At 41.5% G+C, this 16,350-nt stretch carries 11 protein-coding genes and 2 pseudogenes; 6 read left to right on the forward strand and 7 right to left on the reverse strand.

Annotated elements, in window-relative coordinates; all coding sequences use genetic code 11:
• The first annotated feature begins 142 nt into the window (after positions 1-142).
• The 4 genes and pseudogenes from PluTT01m_RS22810 to PluTT01m_RS22830 all read left to right on the forward strand — a co-directional run bounded on the left by PluTT01m_RS22810 (position 143) and on the right by PluTT01m_RS22830 (position 5,935).
• Entirely contained in the window at positions 143-2,245 is a 2,103-nt protein-coding gene (locus PluTT01m_RS22810) for a RecQ family ATP-dependent DNA helicase (RefSeq protein WP_011148535.1), read from the forward strand.
• Complete coding sequence (locus PluTT01m_RS22815) at positions 2,242-3,663, forward strand: DNA-processing protein DprA (protein WP_011148536.1); 1,422 nt, start codon at positions 2,242-2,244, stop codon at positions 3,661-3,663. The genes PluTT01m_RS22810 and PluTT01m_RS22815 overlap by 4 nt, the downstream gene beginning before the upstream one ends.
• Before the next feature lie 623 nt (positions 3,664-4,286).
• Positions 4,287-4,541: pseudogene (locus tag PluTT01m_RS22825) on the forward strand (phage polarity suppression protein); the annotation flags it as partial.
• Between the two features lie 362 nt (positions 4,542-4,903).
• Positions 4,904-5,935, forward strand: a pseudogene (locus PluTT01m_RS22830) (IS630 family transposase).
• Here the strand turns inward: PluTT01m_RS22830 and PluTT01m_RS22835 are convergent.
• Positions 5,892-6,314: a competence protein CoiA family protein gene (locus PluTT01m_RS22835; protein WP_041380411.1), complete on the reverse strand. Its 423-nt coding sequence runs from the start codon at positions 6,312-6,314 to the stop codon at positions 5,892-5,894. The pseudogene PluTT01m_RS22830 and the gene PluTT01m_RS22835 sit on opposite strands and share 44 nt — an antisense overlap.
• Before the next feature lie 344 nt (positions 6,315-6,658).
• On the opposite strand from PluTT01m_RS22835, the gene PluTT01m_RS22840 reads away from it, so the two are divergent.
• Entirely contained in the window at positions 6,659-7,780 is a 1,122-nt protein-coding gene (locus tag PluTT01m_RS22840; protein WP_011148538.1) for an AAA family ATPase, read from the forward strand.
• Positions 7,781-7,802: 22 nt separating this feature from the next.
• Complete coding sequence (locus PluTT01m_RS22845; protein WP_011148539.1) at positions 7,803-10,028, forward strand: S8 family peptidase; 2,226 nt, start codon at positions 7,803-7,805, stop codon at positions 10,026-10,028.
• 93 nt (positions 10,029-10,121) lie between these two features.
• On the opposite strand, the gene PluTT01m_RS22850 is transcribed toward PluTT01m_RS22845, so the two are convergent.
• From PluTT01m_RS22850 to PluTT01m_RS27790, 6 genes are all read right to left on the reverse strand, one after another.
• Positions 10,122-10,553: an antiterminator Q family protein gene (locus tag PluTT01m_RS22850; RefSeq protein WP_011148540.1), complete on the reverse strand. Its 432-nt coding sequence runs from the start codon at positions 10,551-10,553 to the stop codon at positions 10,122-10,124.
• 413 nt (positions 10,554-10,966) lie between these two features.
• The gene (locus PluTT01m_RS22855) at positions 10,967-12,232 is read right to left on the reverse strand and encodes a tyrosine-type recombinase/integrase (protein WP_011148541.1); all 1,266 of its coding nucleotides are present in this window, start codon (positions 12,230-12,232) and stop codon (positions 10,967-10,969) included.
• Between the two features lie 496 nt (positions 12,233-12,728).
• Positions 12,729-13,721, reverse strand: coding sequence for a hypothetical protein (locus tag PluTT01m_RS22860; protein ID WP_011148542.1), 993 nt, complete (start codon positions 13,719-13,721; stop codon positions 12,729-12,731).
• Complete coding sequence (locus PluTT01m_RS27780) at positions 13,718-14,563, reverse strand: hypothetical protein (RefSeq protein ID WP_228956782.1); 846 nt, start codon at positions 14,561-14,563, stop codon at positions 13,718-13,720. Before PluTT01m_RS27780 ends, PluTT01m_RS22860 begins: the two co-directional genes overlap by 4 nt.
• Positions 14,523-14,834 carry a hypothetical protein gene (locus tag PluTT01m_RS27785; protein ID WP_011148544.1) on the reverse strand — a complete coding sequence of 104 codons (312 nt, stop codon included), beginning with the start codon at positions 14,832-14,834 and terminating at the stop codon, positions 14,523-14,525. The genes PluTT01m_RS27780 and PluTT01m_RS27785 overlap by 41 nt, the downstream gene beginning before the upstream one ends.
• On the reverse strand, positions 14,824-16,200 hold the full coding sequence (locus tag PluTT01m_RS27790; RefSeq protein ID WP_011148545.1) for a hypothetical protein: 1,377 nt from the start codon (positions 16,198-16,200) through the stop codon (positions 14,824-14,826). The genes PluTT01m_RS27785 and PluTT01m_RS27790 overlap by 11 nt, the downstream gene beginning before the upstream one ends.
• Positions 16,201-16,350: the final 150 nt, after the last annotated feature.

The raw sequence follows: 16,350 nt of genomic DNA on the forward strand, positions 1-16,350 counted from the left end.
GAATAACGAAATGAGTAAACAGTCCTTATACCGTTAGGTAATACTGCCTCACAAATTGCATTATTCGTAACATGAACCTGAAGGTGATTAGGGTTATCTAAGCTAATGAATGGTGAGCTAATTGTATAAACAAGGAGTGATAATGAATCGAGCTCAGGCCCAACAACTACTACAAACTGCACTAGCCAATCCAAATGCTGAGTTTCACGATGGTCAGTGGGAAGCTATTGATGCTTTAGTTAACCAACGGCAGAAACTGTTGGTAGTACAGCGTACTGGCTGGGGTAAAAGCTCAGTTTACTTTATCAGCACCAAAATTTTCCGTGATCGCGGCATGGGGCCGACGATTATTGTTTCTCCTTTGCTGGCTCTGATGCGTAACCAGATTGAGTCCGCCCAGCGCCTGCGCATCATAGCCGAGACTATGAATTCCACCAATACAGCGGACTGGCAGACGGTGACACAAAGGATTATAAATAATCAAATAGATTGCCTGCTGATTTCTCCTGAGCGGCTCGCCAATGATAACTTCATTGAAACCGTGCTTCATCCTATCGCTGACCGTATTGCTCTGATGGTGATCGACGAAGCCCACTGCATCTCCGACTGGGGCCATGACTTCCGCCCAGACTATCGGCGTATAGTCAATATTTTGCGCCAGTTGCCACCTAATACACCGGTATTAGGCACAACGGCCACTGCCAATAACCGCGTGGTGGCTGATATCCAAACACAACTGGGTAATATCCAGATCCAGCGTGGTCCACTGATCCGTGAAAGCCTCTCGCTACAAACTATGGTGCTGCCTGATCAATCCTCTCGCCTAGCTTGGTTGGCGCAAGTGATTCCCACATTGCATGGTACTGGCATTGTGTACACCTTAACAGTGCGTGATGCCGAACAGGTAGCAAATTGGTTGAACGTCAATGGCATAAATGCCAGAGCCTACCATAGCAGTATTGAGGCTGATGGTTTTGAAAACAGTAACGATTACCGACAATATCTTGAAGAGTTATTGCTAACCAATCAACTTAAGGTGCTGGTGGCAACTACTGCATTGGGTATGGGGTACGACAAGCCGGACTTAAGCTTTGTGATTCACTATCAAGCACCAGGTTCTATCGTGGCTTACTACCAGCAGGTTGGCCGCGCAGGGCGTGGTATCGACAACGCTATTGGTGTGTTGATATCTGGTATAGAAGATCAAGATATTCATAAGTTTTTCAGGAATTCGGCATTCCCATCAGAAACTCAGGTAAACGAAATTTTGCAAGTACTAGATAATAGTGATGGTTTATCGCTTCGTAGCATTGAAGAGCAAACCAACCTACGCTATGGCCAGATTGAAAAGGTATTAAAACTGCTAAGTACAGAGAACACCGCTCCTGTGATTAAAGTCGGAAACTTATGGCGCAGAATACCCGTGCCTTATGCTATGGATCGCACCCGTATCGCTCACCTCACCAACCAGCGTAAGCAAGAGTGGGCTGAAGTACAGGCTTATCTGTCAGATACCAGATGTAAGATGACTTTCTTGCGCCGTGTACTGGATGATCACGACCCTACACCTTGTGGCAAATGCTCGTCATGCATCGGCCAGCCTGTTGTTAATCAGGCTATTAATCCAGTGTTAGTTCATCAGGCAGGCACTTTTCTTAAACATGCCGAAATGATTATCCAGCCAAGAAAACAGGTAGCAACTTCTAATCGAGCCTTTCCTACATATTGTTTTCCACGGCAGTTAGGTTGCTTAGTTGCTCAGCCAGGTAGGGTTCTCTCTCGATGGGGAGATGCTGGTTGGGGAAAGACTGTTATTGAAAATAAACATTCGGGTTATTTTTCTGATGAACTAGTTGATGCTATGGCTGAAATGATCTCACAGCGTTGGCAGCCTAATCCTAGTCCAACTTGGGTGTGTTGTGTTCCTTCCTTAAGACACCCGAATTTAGTCCCTGCATTTGCATGTCGTTTAGCACAAAGATTGAACCTGACATTTGTTGATGCGGTAGCAAAAGTTCAAGATAACCAGCCCCAAAAGGAACAACAAAATAGTTTTCATCAATGCCACAACCTTGACGGTGTTTTTGAGATAACACAAATTATACAAAATCAACCAGTACTCCTTATCGACGACATCGTTGACTCTGGTTGGACTCTTACCGTTATTGCAGCTTTGTTACAGCAAGCGGGTAGTGGTATTGTATATCCCGCAGCACTTGCCTCTTCTTCGGTGAAAGACTCATGAATTTATCGCCAACAGCACAAGCCACATTATTGCTCACTAGTTATTTTTCCAAGGCGAGCAGTGATGATGTCAAACCCCTCACTAATGCTGAATGGGGTAGGTTTGCGTTATGGCTGAAAGAAAAATCCACAACACCAGCAGATTTGTTGGTATCTGAGCCTAAATCAATATTAAGCACCTGGCAGGATTCCCGCATCAGCACAGAACGCATTATACAGTTACTGAATCGTGGCCACAGCCTGGCGTTAGCCGTTGAAAAATGGCATCGAGCAGGTCTTTGGGTAGTTACCCGCTCTGATCCTGAATATCCCAAGCGCTTAAAACAGCAATTGAAAACCGACTCTCCGCCTGTGCTATTTGGTTGCGGTAATAAAGCTTTACTGAATGTTGGTGGTTTAGCGGTTATTGGCTCACGTGAGGCCAACAATGCGGACTTGTCTTATACCGAGCTGGTCGGTTCAAGAGCGGCATCAGAGGGCATTGCGATTGTATCCGGTGGTGCCCGTGGTGTGGATGAGACGGCTATGGTGGGAGCAATGCTTGGTGGCGGCAACGTTATTGGGGTACTGGCAGATAGCCTATTGAAAGCCGCTACCAGCGCAAAATGGCGCAAGGGTTTGATGAATGGCAGTGTAATGCTGATTTCGCCCTTTTACCCCGAGGCTGGCTTCAGCACTGGAAACGCTATGGCCCGAAACAAATATATCTATTGCTTGGCAGACAGCTCGCTGGTAATTCACTCGGGGAAAAAAGGCGGCACACTAAGCGGGGCAGAAGAAAACCTGAAAAAGTGTTGGGTGCCATTATGGGTAAAACCAACGAATGACAGTAGCGCGGCAAATACTGATTTAGTTGCGAAGGGAGGGCATTGGTGTGAGGCAGATGTTCACAACCTTAAGGTTTCTGATTTGTTCTCCGTAGAAAACTCTACTGCTTCGCAGAAAGAAGCTGAACAGGTTGATCTATTTTTCATGCCAGCACAGTCAGAATTATTTGCGAAACCTGCATCGGAATTTGATCTAGAGGTAGCGGAAAATCGAATAATTGTTGCTCACTCAATCGAACAAGATGAAATCCAGGGTTCAATCGATCACGAAGCAGAAGCAGAAGCAGCAGCAGCAGCAGCAGAAGCAGAAGCAGAAGCAGAAGCAGAAGCAGAAGCAGAAGCAGAAGCAGAAGCAGAAGCAGAAGCAGAAAAAACTGTAATGCAGGCTGTGGATTTTTATCAATTGTTTATTACTGAGCTCCATCGATTGACAGTAAGCCCTATTACACTTGATACCCTTATCGAGAACACTGGTCTGCATAAATCTCAATTGAAGGAATGGTTAAAACGAGCTATTGATGAGGGACAAGTGAAAAAACTCGGTCGTCCTGTTCGTTATCAAATAGAAAAGAAAAATCAAAAAGTTGTTTAAATGATTGTTGTTGTGACTATAACAGAAAAAACCAATGTTCAAGAGGTAACGGCGGTTTACTTGCTGAATAGATTACAGTTGGATGGAATCTGCTATGAGCATGTATGAACGGTTAGATAAGGAATATGATTCACGCTAAGCTTAAGGGTAGGTTCAGAAACGCTGACCTGATAACTTCACTATATGTCAAATAGCTAAAATTGCGATCCTCTGGTTATTAACCAGTACAAACCGAGCTTTGACTTAGTGCTTTATAGCTAGCGGAGAAAGAGGCGTTGCGCCTGGCACTGTATTAGTGTGCAGCTAAATTGCTGTGCACCTTTGCCAATATCAAATAATACTTGAGGTTATTAAGGGGCTAATAATTCAGCCCCAGCCTGACATTTTCTTGTTTTTCTACCTCCTTTTTTTACTGAGATTGATGCCATTACAGATCATTATCTTAATACTATCGTGTTGCTCCCTAGCTTTCCCTACCCGCAAACCGATATTTCAGATACCACCATTTTGAACAACTGGGTTTGATGAGAAGAGACAAACCTTATACATCAGTAAGTTTGTATTCTTTTTCACGAGACTTTGCCGCACAAGCTTCCATGTCTGTTAAATGCATAATTACGGAGTTAAGTGACCAGCCAGCGCTGATAAAAAATTGCGCCCTTGACCACTCGTCTGAATACCTGCGTGAAGCCCTCTCAGTGTGGTTAGCCGCCGGTGTAGAAATTAAATATTCAGCGCAGGACAGAGATATTTTAACAGCCATCGGATTCCGGCCTCACATGGCTTCGCTGGCAGATAATCAGGAAAAATATACACCCGTGCAGAACCTGATTTATGCACTCCGTAAGGCTGAACTGGTCAGGCAGGAGCCTGTGTAAAATCCCCGAAAATCCCGCTATTTTTCCTAAAAAACCATGCATGCATAAGGTGCATGGCTTTACATGCGTTTTCCTTCCTTGCAATCCCCTGCCCGCGCCAGTCCCAGCACAGCCTGAGCACATCCATGCAACAAAACCACCCCAGCGCGTCGTAATGGCGCTGTTGTGTTTCGTATATGCTGACATGTGTGTCGTGTAGTGATGATGCGTATGCGGAGCGCCCGTCTGAGATGCGTTGCTGCAAGATGAGAAACACCGCCCAATCGCGGTGCTTAACGACTTATTTAGAGTTACCGGGGCTATATACCCGTGCTCATTGAAACTGCTTGATTTTCGCCCAAATGAGGTTCATGGTATCAGTCATGAAAATATTCATTACCGATGAACAAAAAGCTGAACTTGAACACCTCCATCACACCTGCCGGGATAAGAGAGAGTGTGATCGCATCAAAGCGGTCCTGCTGGCCTCTGAGGGCTAGAGTTCAGTGATGATCGCTCAGGCCCTGCGTCTTCATGAAACGACCATTAATCGTCATATCAGTGATTACCTTAATCACCGCAAAATCAAGCCCGAAAATGGCGGCTCTCAGAGCCATCTCAGCGAAACACAGACTCAGGAACTTATCGCTTATCTGACCGCGAATCTTCTGCCCACCACACAAGCGGTTATCCGCCTTGTCAAAGAAACATGGGATATCAGTTACACTGTTCCCGGCATGAATAAATGGCTGCACCATAATGGATTTAGTTATAAAAGACCGACCGGCGTGCCGCACAAGTTCAACGCGGAGCAGCAACGGGCCTTTATGGAAACCTACGGGAAACTCAAGCAGGAAGCCGGAGACCATGAACCCATCCTGTTCATTGATGGCGTCCATCCCACGCAGGGGACCAAACTCGCTTATGGCTGGATGCGCAAAGGGCAGAAAACCGCAGTGAAAACCACAGGAAGCCGTACCCGTCTGAACCTGATGGGGGCCCTGAATCTGGCTGATATCAGCAAAACGGTAGTACGTGAGTATGACCGTATCGACAGTTATCACATCGCCGAGTTCTTCATTGCCATCCGTGAGACTTATCCGGTCAGTCAGAAGGTTCATATTATCCTTGACGGAGCCGGTTACCACCGAAGCAGACTGGTGAAAGACTGGGCTTATGTGATGAATATTGCTCTTCATTACTTGCCGCCATACAGCCCGAATCTGAACCCGATAGAAAGGCTGTGGAAGGTGATGAATGAACAGGTCAGGAATACCCCTTATTTCGCCTCGACGGTCTTGTTCAGACAGGCAATACATCGTTTTTTTACGGAAATATTACCGGAACTTGCCAGGAACCTGTCGGGCCGTATTAATGACAACTTCCAGGTTCTGAATCCTGCATCTTCAAGTTAAGCGGGTATATATTAGTGAGCAACAAAACATCTGCACGGTGACTACCTATTGTTGCTTCGAGTTGAGCATTCAATATTTTAACTTTTCTGCGAGGTATATCTACTTCTCTTCCCAAAACCGATAATTTAACTTCTGGTATATCTAAAATTTCCTGTTCAGAAAAATACTCTTGGAAAAATCGATGAAGCATTGTCATATAACATGATTTTTTCTCAGATGTTGCATGCGCGAAATGATGCTCTTTGATTTTACCTTGCTTAGCGATCATCTGATCGTCACAGCCGGGGCAAACACAATTACACTTTCGCCCATTCTTAGCATCGTCCACATGAAGTAGCCGCTTTGTTTCATTACTTATTGCATACTCAAACATGGCCATAAAATGAAACTCCGTTAATCACCTCATTTGCAATTTTTAGCATAACCCCAAATCAATCCCCTTGCCCGATGGTAGTTAACCCATATAAACATAGAATCCATAACGGATGAATCCTATATAGGTAATCCTAGGCTCTCTTTACATGCATTCACTAAGTCGACGTTATAAAAATTGCAGCTTCATCTCCTTACTTTAAAAATATGTAATCTCCGATAACTCTGCTCAGCTCACAACTGTAAATATATATAGGTTTTACTATTCATAAAACAAAAAAAGTGAGATACTATTAAAATAGTCCAGATAAAATTATTTCAACATACTAATAAATAAGAGGTTTTAAAAAAATGGGCGAATTAATTGGAATTCAGGCAGATTTAGCCCGGTTAGTAAGATTGGTTATTAACGAGCAGTACGATGATGTTAGGCTATATGTAGCACGGCTAGTACGTAAGTATCGAGAGAACACGCCGGAGCTATCAGCACAGCTTGACTTGTATTTACGTAGTAAGCCCTTCAAGAAAACTCAAAGCTTACGTAAGGCAACTACACCACCTAATATAATTTCAGAAGCCTTACCAGTAGATGAAGATTCAAGACTAACGCTATTAAAAACATCACCAACGACAGATGCGATACCAAAGCCATTATTAAATACAGGGATTGAAGATGCGTTAGACCAGCTAATTCTTGAACGTAAAAACATTAATAAACTAGAAAAAATCGGATTACAACCGACCCGTTCAGCTATCTTTGTTGGTCCTCCCGGGGTAGGTAAAACATTAACGGCAAGCTGGCTAGCCCAAAAATTAGGCGTGCCTTTCTATGTACTTGACCTAACAGCAGTAATGAGTAGTTATTTAGGCAAAAGTGGTAATAACCTTAGAGCAGCCTTAGATTTTGCCAAAAGAGGTCCATGTGTTTTATTACTAGATGAAATCGATTCAATAGCTAAAAAAAGAAGTGACGATTCGGATGTTGGCGAACTTAAACGTTTAGTTACAGTGATTCTTCAAGAAGTCGATCAATGGCCTTCGTCTAGCGTGTTACTTGCTGCGACAAACTATGAAGAGCTTATCGATCCCGCATTGTGGAGAAGATTTGACCTTGTACTTCATTTTGAAAAACCTGATAGCGAAACAATCAAAGAAGCTATACAACGCTTTCTAGGTTCAGATTATGCCATTTTTGCTCGATGGATCGATATTCTTGTAATCCTGTTTAAAAATGAGTCTTTCAGCAATATTGAACGTTCAATTAACAAATTTCGTCGTTCAATAGCTTTAGGTATCGCATCTGATGAGGTACTAATTGAAGATTTCATTAAAGATAGCTTATCAAAGCTTGATAAAACAGAAAAAAGAAATGTCGCTATTAATTTAAGTAAAAACTCTAAACTATCTCAGCATGCAATATCAGATTTAACAGGTGTTAGTAGAGACACCATTAGAAAATACAGTGCTGCTTAACGGGCTTTAGTAAGGAAATTATATGGCTAATACTAATTTTTTGATCGGTCGTGGCGAACTATTAACACATGATATCCCATCGCCTAAAAGAAGAATGGATAAATCTGAGGTTTATACACTAACAGAAGCAAAAAAACGTTTAACACCTCAAATACAAACAACTAACGATATATTTAAAAAGCTACCAGCACACTCCTGCCCGCATGATTATGCAGTAGCCAAATTAACAATGAACCCTAGCTATATTGCAAGGTCTTATTTCCCTACGGCTATGTTGAGAAATACAGATTTAAAATCTGTGGGTAGCAAAACTGTAAAAATTGTACCTGAAAAATGGAAAAGAAAAATAGATGTTATTGAGCACCCAACTACTCAGCTATTTGTAGCCGGAAAACGTTCAGCATTTAGAAATTTATCTGAGTGGATCAGTGAATTAGAAAATAACTCTGCTGAATCAATTGATTTCGCCAGAATAGAAGCGTTTGAAGCATATCTACCGGAAGAACGTTTTATTATTCCTGAAAATATACAAGAAACACATTTCGAAGTAGGAATTCATCTTCTTCAAAATGATGATGAGGATTTTGTCCAGCGTAAATTTATCGATTATGCAAAGTCATTGGATATAACCGTATACTCTGATCTAACCTTTACGGCCGGCTCTTTATGGTTTTTACCCGTGCAAGGTAATATATCCGCTATAAAAAAACTAGCTCAGTTTACCTTCGTTAGGGTAATAAGGCCTGTTCCTAAATTAAGAGGTTTAAGGCCTTTAAGAAGAACATCCGGTACCGCAATACCGTGTACACTCCCCGAAGAAGCCCCGCTATCAAATGATATAAGAGTTGCAATACTTGATGGTGGGTTGCCTGATAAGCATCCAATAAAACCGTGGTTAAAATCATATCGGGTGTTAGACGAGCATGCGAATGACAATCCCGATGCTTTAGAACATGGTTTAGGCGTTTCGTCTGCATTTTTATTTGGACCGATAAAAAGCAATGTTAAGCCCCCTATCCCGTACGCGTATATTGATAATTTAAGAGTTCTAGATAATAAAGCATATGAAGAAGACCCGTTAGAGTTATACCGAACTTTAGGTTTAATCGAAGAGGTTTTACTCTCTAGGCAATATCAATTCTTAAATTTAAGTTTAGGCCCTGATTTACCGATTGAAGATACTGAGGTTCACGCTTGGACATCCGTTATTGACGATCTTCTAAGTGATGGCGAAACTTTAATGACCGTCGCTGTTGGAAACAATGGAGATATGGATAAAGAATCAGGAAATGCCAGAATTCAAATCCCCGCTGATTGTGTAAACGCTTTAGCAATTGGTGCATCTGATTCAACTAATGATGATAACTGGCAAAAAGCTTCGTATAGTGCAATTGGACCGGGAAGAAGTCCCGGTGTAATGAAACCTGATATTGTAGCTTTTGGGGGTGAAACATCTGAATATTTTCATGTTCTCACGGAAGGCTCTAAGCCTAATATTACTCCTGAGCGTGGCACTAGCTTTGCTGCTCCATATGCACTAAGAAATGCTGTAGGCATAAGAGCTATTTTAGGTAACAATCTCAACTTATTAGCAATTAAAGCACTATTGATTCACTCATCAAAAAATAAAGATCATCCAAGCATTGAAGTTGGGTGGGGGAAAATACCTGAAGATTTAAATGATATTATTGTTAGCCCTAATGGTGTAGCACGCATCGTATATCAAGGGGAATTAAAACCCGGTAAATATTTAAGAGCCCCTGTTCCGTTACCAATCTCAGGCTTAACAGGAAAAATAAATTTAACCGCTACTTTCTGTTACGCAACGGCTACAGATCCACAAGACTCAGCATCATATACAAAAGCCGGGTTAGAAGTATCTTTTAGGCCGAATGACTCTAGAATTAAAGACGGTAAAAAGAACGCTGAAACCGCAGGTTTTTTCGAACTTAAAAAATTTGCCACTGAAAGCGAGCAACGTTCTGATATGGGAAAATGGGAAACCGTCCTTCATGCATCTAAAAATATGCTAGGTTCCACTCTAAAAAGTCCAGTATTCGACATACATTATAATGCTAGAGAGTCCGGGGGAAGTGTTCCGGGAAATAAAGCAGACAAAATTCAATATGCACTAATCATTACTGTAAAGGCCGCAAAACATCAAGATTTATATAATGACATATTACGAGCTTATAATAAAATTTTAGTGCCTATACAGCCTCAAACGTCTATACCGATTCGTTCGTAACGAATCTCATTAATATAGCCTCGTCACAACCATACGAGGCTATTAGATAATTTTTAGCATGGTTCAAAAGTCACACTATCTACTCAGGCAGATTTACCTATAAGCAGCGACATTTTGAGGCGGTACGGGTTGCTGGTGGCAAGGAAAACCATAAAGTAAATCCAGTTCTAAAGTTTCATCCGATGCGGTTAAGCAGCCTAAGATAAAGCTTTCAGCTATTGCCATGCGTTTACGGACTTCACTTTCATTTAACTTATATTTACGGCCTATAGAACGTTTCGACATGCCTTTAGCATAGTGACATTCGATAAAATCGCATTCTTGTTCCATCTGGACGTTACGCAATTTCGCAATACACCCATCAATGATCAGTCCATCCTCGTCACAGCATGAAAGCTTAGTAATGCTCGTTCGGCTCACCAAGCCTTTAAATCCAGCGGTAACAGATGACCAGCCAAGGCCAGAGCGCCCATGAACAACCCAACCACCCCAATGTAAAAGTATCTTCTGAATATCTCTTTGCATTTTTACACGCGCAGTTTTCTGTAGTTAGAACCTATAGTTTTCTATAGTGAAAGCTATAAAGTGATCTGGGTTTTTCTGTACCAGTTGATACATTTTATCAAAGAAAAGAGATAAAACGAATCGCACATAACTAATTGATTTATATTAATTATACTGGATAAGCAGAGTTGAGTTTTAAGGGTGTAGTATTTTGCAAATTGAGGTGGTGGTTTTCAGGCAGGGTTATCTATCACCCGCCAGCTTTTAGAAGTGAATACTTATAGCCAAAGTGTTCACTCTAAAACTTATTAATATTATCAAATAATTAATTACTATATTTATATAAAAATGAACACTATGAACACTTATATATAAGTTTTTAAAATCCTAAATTATCTAAAAGAGTAGATAACTACATTTCAGTGGTGGAGATGTTATCCCCTGCCTGTTGATTGGGCGTAGTCATAGGGTGAAATAAATCCTTGCCTATTAGCATCTAGGTAATCCGCCCACCATTGCAACATAAGGCGACATTCATCTAAATGATGTGATGTGTGTAGGTAAGCCGCTTTAACATTATTTCTTTCCAAGTGGCTCAGTTGCCTCTCTATAACATCATCAGCCCAAATCCCAGACTCTCCCATAGCGCCCCGCGCCATTGTTCTAAATCCGTGGTAACAAATTTCTGTCTTAATGTCGTAGCCCATAACTCGAAGTGCTTTATTCACCGTGTTTTCGCTCATGACCTTATTGGGGTCTCTATCACCGGGGAATAAACATCGATTATCACCGCTATATTCTTTAAGCTTTTCGAGTAGTGCCATAGCTTGACTGCTCAACGGTACTATGTGCGGTGTTTTCATCTTCATCCCGCGTTCTGAAAACTTAACGTTTTCTATGGCTTCGCGCTTACCGGGTATTTCCCATATCGCATTATCAAAGTCGAATTCATCCCACCTAACGAAACGTAGCTTACTGGCTCTAACAAAGGTCAATAAACCAAATTCAATAGCGATACGTGTCACTTCACGCCCTTTAAACAAAGCAGTCCTTTCGAGTAATTCAGGTAACCGGCTAGGCGGTAAAGCAGGATGATGTTCGGTTTTCGTTGTAGAAAGTGCCCCCGCCATATCTAAAGCGGGATTGCTTTCAATAATTCCACATTGCACAGCGTAGCGCATAATAGCGGTAACACATTGCTGTAGACGTTTAGCAACATCGACCTTATCAGCATCATCAACGGCTTTTATAGGTACAAGTAGCTCACGGGTCTTTAACTGACGGATATCAATTTTACCAATATGAGGAAAGATGTATTGTTCAAGGCTGCGCAGTACACGCGCCCGGTTATAGTCACCCCACCGCTTATTACTGGAGTGCCATTTCCTAGCAATAGTTTCAAAATTGAATTCGCCTGATGCCTCAGCTTGTGTCTCTTTCTGTGTTGCTTTGGGATCTATACCATTAGCTATCAGTTTTTTAGCCTCATTACGTTTAGCTCTGGCATCAGCAAGAGAAATTACCGGGTAAACCCCAAATGCTAACCTGTCTTCTTTTTTATCAGTAGGTCGGCGGTATTTCATACGCCAGTATTTTGAACCTCGCGGAGTAATTTCCAGATACAACCCGCCACCATCAGCGAGTTTATAGGCTTTATCTTTTGGCTTTGCTGCCTCTATTTGCCTGGCATTGAGTTTCATGTTGGGGGCACATTATTAATCGAATCGGAAGATGCCCCCACAGATATGTGGATTGTAACGGACGATAATAGACCTTGATAGACTATTTTATTTGATTTATAAGGAGTTTTCTTAGATAAGTGGACTTTGGTGAACTGCTATGAACATAGTCATGGTCGAAGGCCGGACTCGTCAAAAAATACAGTCTATTGATTTTTAATGTATTTCATAAATTAAATATTGTATTGACCACCATTTTGACCCCCTGAATTTTTTATACAACGCTATTTTGGGCAATCTTTACGGCAGATATGAGGGGGAATATTCCCCCCTTTAATCAAATGAGATGAACAAATCTGACAGCCATTAATAACGAGGAACGAACATTGACAAAATTTGTAATTGGACATTTATTGCAGACGTGAGGTCAATCTGCTCTCGCCAAGATTTTACCACATACACAAAACTGATAATCTCTTAATTATAACAAGATTGTTATAATTCATACTGAATCCATTTATCGTTCATAGCAGAAATCGAACACCTCGCTAAAACTGGCTTCCTCCTTCAGTAATCGTGCTTCTAGATCGTCAAGTTTATCAACTTTAGGCAGAGCATTTGTAGGTGAAATCGCGACGTGAAACTCCGCATTGTACTGACGACCTATTCTCGTAAACTCGTTACCCAGCAACTCTAGTATATAATCACGCAAAATCAGCTGGTTTCGCCGAAACCGAATCAGACGATGACAAACGAAAAAGTCTGAACGTTTTGACGAATCATACTTTCTACCATTCCAACCAGTTTCACGGGTAGCACGGTACAATGCTCGCTCTTGCGTATCCCTCCAAACACAAAAATCAAAGTCGTTCTTTGGGTTTGGATTTTCATGTGTCGCCTTAGGAAAGAATCCAGTGCCGTCATATTGGTGTCCATCCAAGACCGCTAAAGTCCGATTCTGTTCAGACAGCATCCGTTTAATTGATCTTGGCATACTAAAGTGCATCAATTTAGCTCTATCCAAGATACGTAATTCTCTGGGATATTCCCTGTCCTCACTATTCCAGTTCTTTTCACATCGTTGTGGCACTAACTGAAAATATATATTTAAAAAACTGAAAACGCCGATTCCACTGAAAGACGCGATGCAGATATTTTCCTCTTCAGGAAAATCATGAAGAAAGTAGTATGCCGTACCGAACGAAACCAATGATCGAGCTATTTCCTCAACTAACTCACGCATTTTTTTATCAATGTTGTGAGATCTATGTCTTGTCTTAATATACCTAAATAATGTTTTTGTAAGCTCATCGTCATTAGACTCGATACTAAAAAGGTTGCTACTTTGTCTGGAGCCAGAACAAAAAATTCTCGCAAAATCCTGATCAAACATGCTTCGGTTAAACGTAGGCCGCTCACTCTTGAGTTTGATAAAAAGCCTATCAATGAAACTGAGATTAACATCAGCAAAGTAATAGCGATCAAATGGGGAGGTCCTGACAATTTTCATTCTGAACCCTCGTCACATTCCTCATCTAAAAACCTGGCGAGAGAAGTGATATGATAATCAATCTCAAAGTCAGTTGGAGAAAAAAGTTGGGGAAGAGCCTCAATGGCGAAAAACAGGTGAGACGCATCTGAATCGGAATAAAGAAACGCTCTAACAATTTTGTTCTTATGAGATTTTCCTCCACTCATCCCCATTTGATCACTGAATCCGTCGTGTCTTGCTCGATGCTCAAATGCCATTTTCCACTTTGACCTAATCATATTTCTGGGCGAAGCACTCAAACTGAAACTATATGAGTTTGACAGGCGTACCATTCTCGTCAGGTACTGTTGTTTGTTTGCCGTTTTATCAATAAGTAGTTTAAATTTATCAAGTGCGGCTTCAGACAATTTCATATTGTCAAAATAATTACTGTAAAGGATAGCGAAGCCGAGGACTGACGCCAAGTCGTTGATCACCGATGAAATGAGATGTAGGCGAAACTCGTCATTCACATTGAGTGCTGGATCAACAAATTTGGAGTCTATCGCCAGCAATGCCAAGGACATAAACATTGGGAAAACTTTACTGAATTTTTTTTCATCATTCTGTTCAAGGTATTGAATACAGGCCTCAGCCAGCTCGAAGTATATCTGTCCAAAATGGTCTGGCAATTCGTCGTTATGTTCGCCCGCAAAAATATGCCCAACAATGTCTGCTCTACCAAGCATCGCGATAGCTTCATCTCGCCCATATGTAAGACGAGCGATCATATCGGCTATATTGATATTCGGTAACTCGTAGTGCTTTTCGGGGTAGTGATTATACTCCCCACATCTTTCTAAGATGTTGAGAAATTTCATCAAACCAGTTAGGCAACTTCCAATAGTTATGCAAACTTGCGAGAATCACTTGAGTTGCAGCTTCTGACATATTCATTTTTGTCAATGAGCTAATAAAACCCGGCACCATACCTCCGTAAAAATCAGATATGATTGGCAATATCTTTGCATATTGCTGCAACAACTTTTGAACGGCTAATTGTTGAACATATTTTGGTTTAGATAATTTCTGTCCTTCAATCTCTTGTTCAAAGTTAATGCGCTCAATAATAAAAGCTAATTCAACCTGCAAGAAAAGGAGGTAACGTCTGTAGAGACTTTTCCGTCCAAATGTCGTTATTAAAGAATTGTCTCAGTTCCTTCTCAAACGTTATCATACGCCGCAACGTTTCAAGGCAAAGATTACTACCTAATGCGGCCCACGAATCTGCAATTCCTATCCGCAGAGTGACTTCTTCATTCCCTGGAATGATATCTGACGAAACAAAGGCTTCTTCAATGAGTTCCTTCATACGCTGAAGCTCTCGCATCCCAATGTCGAACTGGAACTGCTCAGCATAAGTTGATATTCGCGATGAGAATCGGCTAATAAGTTTCAATCCTAGTTTGAAATCACCCATCTCAAACGCAAGCTCAATGTGACCAGCCAACCTTTCAATAATTACATTTTCTAGCCATTGATGGTTTGCTTCTTCTTCGATAGATAATTGGCTATTTGTTTGCAGAGCAGTTGTAGTCGCTAGATCCCCTGCCAAAAACCATTGGTTGTGCTTTTGTCGCCTAGGAAACCAGTAGCTCTGATGGTCGATTCTGTGTTTTTGATGAATGTAGTGTAGAAGCAATACCATATAATCATCACTCAATGCAGGTAAATTATCGCCAAGCCCTACTTTTTCTCCTTTCATACGGTCATCAATATAGCAGAGCTGCTCAAAAGCTGAGCGTGCGACTTTTGAATGATGGTTGGCCAGAGATATTGAATTATTGGGATTAGCTGCACCTTCAATATGGTGCGCAATCCTTGGGAGTATTTCGCTACGCGCCAACTGGTTAAGGTTAAAAAAATTGAATAACCTTTGACCTAATGGAAACAAGGCCAGAGAGCTTATAAGCGTTAAGAATGTCCCTATCGCAGTAATGAAGAGACCGGGTTCAAATCCAACCAACTGGAGAGTAGTTGCACCAAGACAAAAAACAGCTGAAAGCACCAAAACCCGCGAATAAATACTACCAACCTGCTCGGTAGTGAGTAATTGTATTATATCCCGTCTGAGTCTGGTATAGCCAGTACTCAATATGATGCCAATAGTCGCGAAATATATTGAAAATATCGCAGTAAGCAGTTGTGCATATAATCTTAGTTGATCAATATAAAATTTTTTGTCGTCTGCACTAAGCGGCTTGAGTAAAACAGTTTTACTACGAAGATAATCCTCAACGAAACCTAGAATAGATAGCGTCAATACAACCCAAAATAGACTATTTAAGCCAACCCACGTGAAAGATCCAAGAATGCGAACATTAGCCTTCGCCTTAGAAACATACGTGCGGCGTTTGTACGTGCTGTTCTCAAAGAGAAAACTAATTTTTGCAATTCTAGCCCTGAATCGCCAAAACCATGATTGAGAAATCAGCCAGACCCTTATTATATCAATCAAGAAATACCTGCCTTATCGTCAATCCATACAACATAGAACCTCTCCCAGTAGGTATTATTGGTGCAGCCAGTTTGGCACGAACAGCGTGCAAAATCCGGAGCAAAATACATAAGGATTTTGAACACAACGCAAGTTCGAAATGGCAATTGA

Origin of the sequence: Photorhabdus laumondii subsp. laumondii (assembly GCF_003343245.1) — a bacterium.
Taxonomy (GTDB): Bacteria; Pseudomonadota; Gammaproteobacteria; order Enterobacterales; family Enterobacteriaceae; genus Photorhabdus; species Photorhabdus laumondii.

Excerpts from the sequence above, each read along its gene's own strand:
- PluTT01m_RS22845 (WP_011148539.1), top strand. The coding sequence starts at position 7,803 with ATGGCTAATACTAATTTTTTGATCGGTCGTGGCGAACTATTAACACAT.
- PluTT01m_RS22860 (WP_011148542.1), bottom strand. The coding sequence starts at position 13,721 with ATGAAAATTGTCAGGACCTCCCCATTTGATCGCTATTACTTTGCTGAT.
- PluTT01m_RS22815 (WP_011148536.1), top strand. The coding sequence starts at position 2,242 with ATGAATTTATCGCCAACAGCACAAGCCACATTATTGCTCACTAGTTAT.
- PluTT01m_RS22835 (WP_041380411.1), bottom strand. The coding sequence starts at position 6,314 with ATGGCCATGTTTGAGTATGCAATAAGTAATGAAACAAAGCGGCTACTT.
- PluTT01m_RS27780 (WP_228956782.1), bottom strand. The coding sequence starts at position 14,563 with ATGAAATTTCTCAACATCTTAGAAAGATGTGGGGAGTATAATCACTAC.
- PluTT01m_RS22855 (WP_011148541.1), bottom strand. The coding sequence starts at position 12,232 with ATGAAACTCAATGCCAGGCAAATAGAGGCAGCAAAGCCAAAAGATAAA.
- PluTT01m_RS22810 (WP_011148535.1), top strand. The coding sequence starts at position 143 with ATGAATCGAGCTCAGGCCCAACAACTACTACAAACTGCACTAGCCAAT.
- PluTT01m_RS22850 (WP_011148540.1), bottom strand. The coding sequence starts at position 10,553 with ATGCAAAGAGATATTCAGAAGATACTTTTACATTGGGGTGGTTGGGTT.
- PluTT01m_RS22840 (WP_011148538.1), top strand. The coding sequence starts at position 6,659 with ATGGGCGAATTAATTGGAATTCAGGCAGATTTAGCCCGGTTAGTAAGA.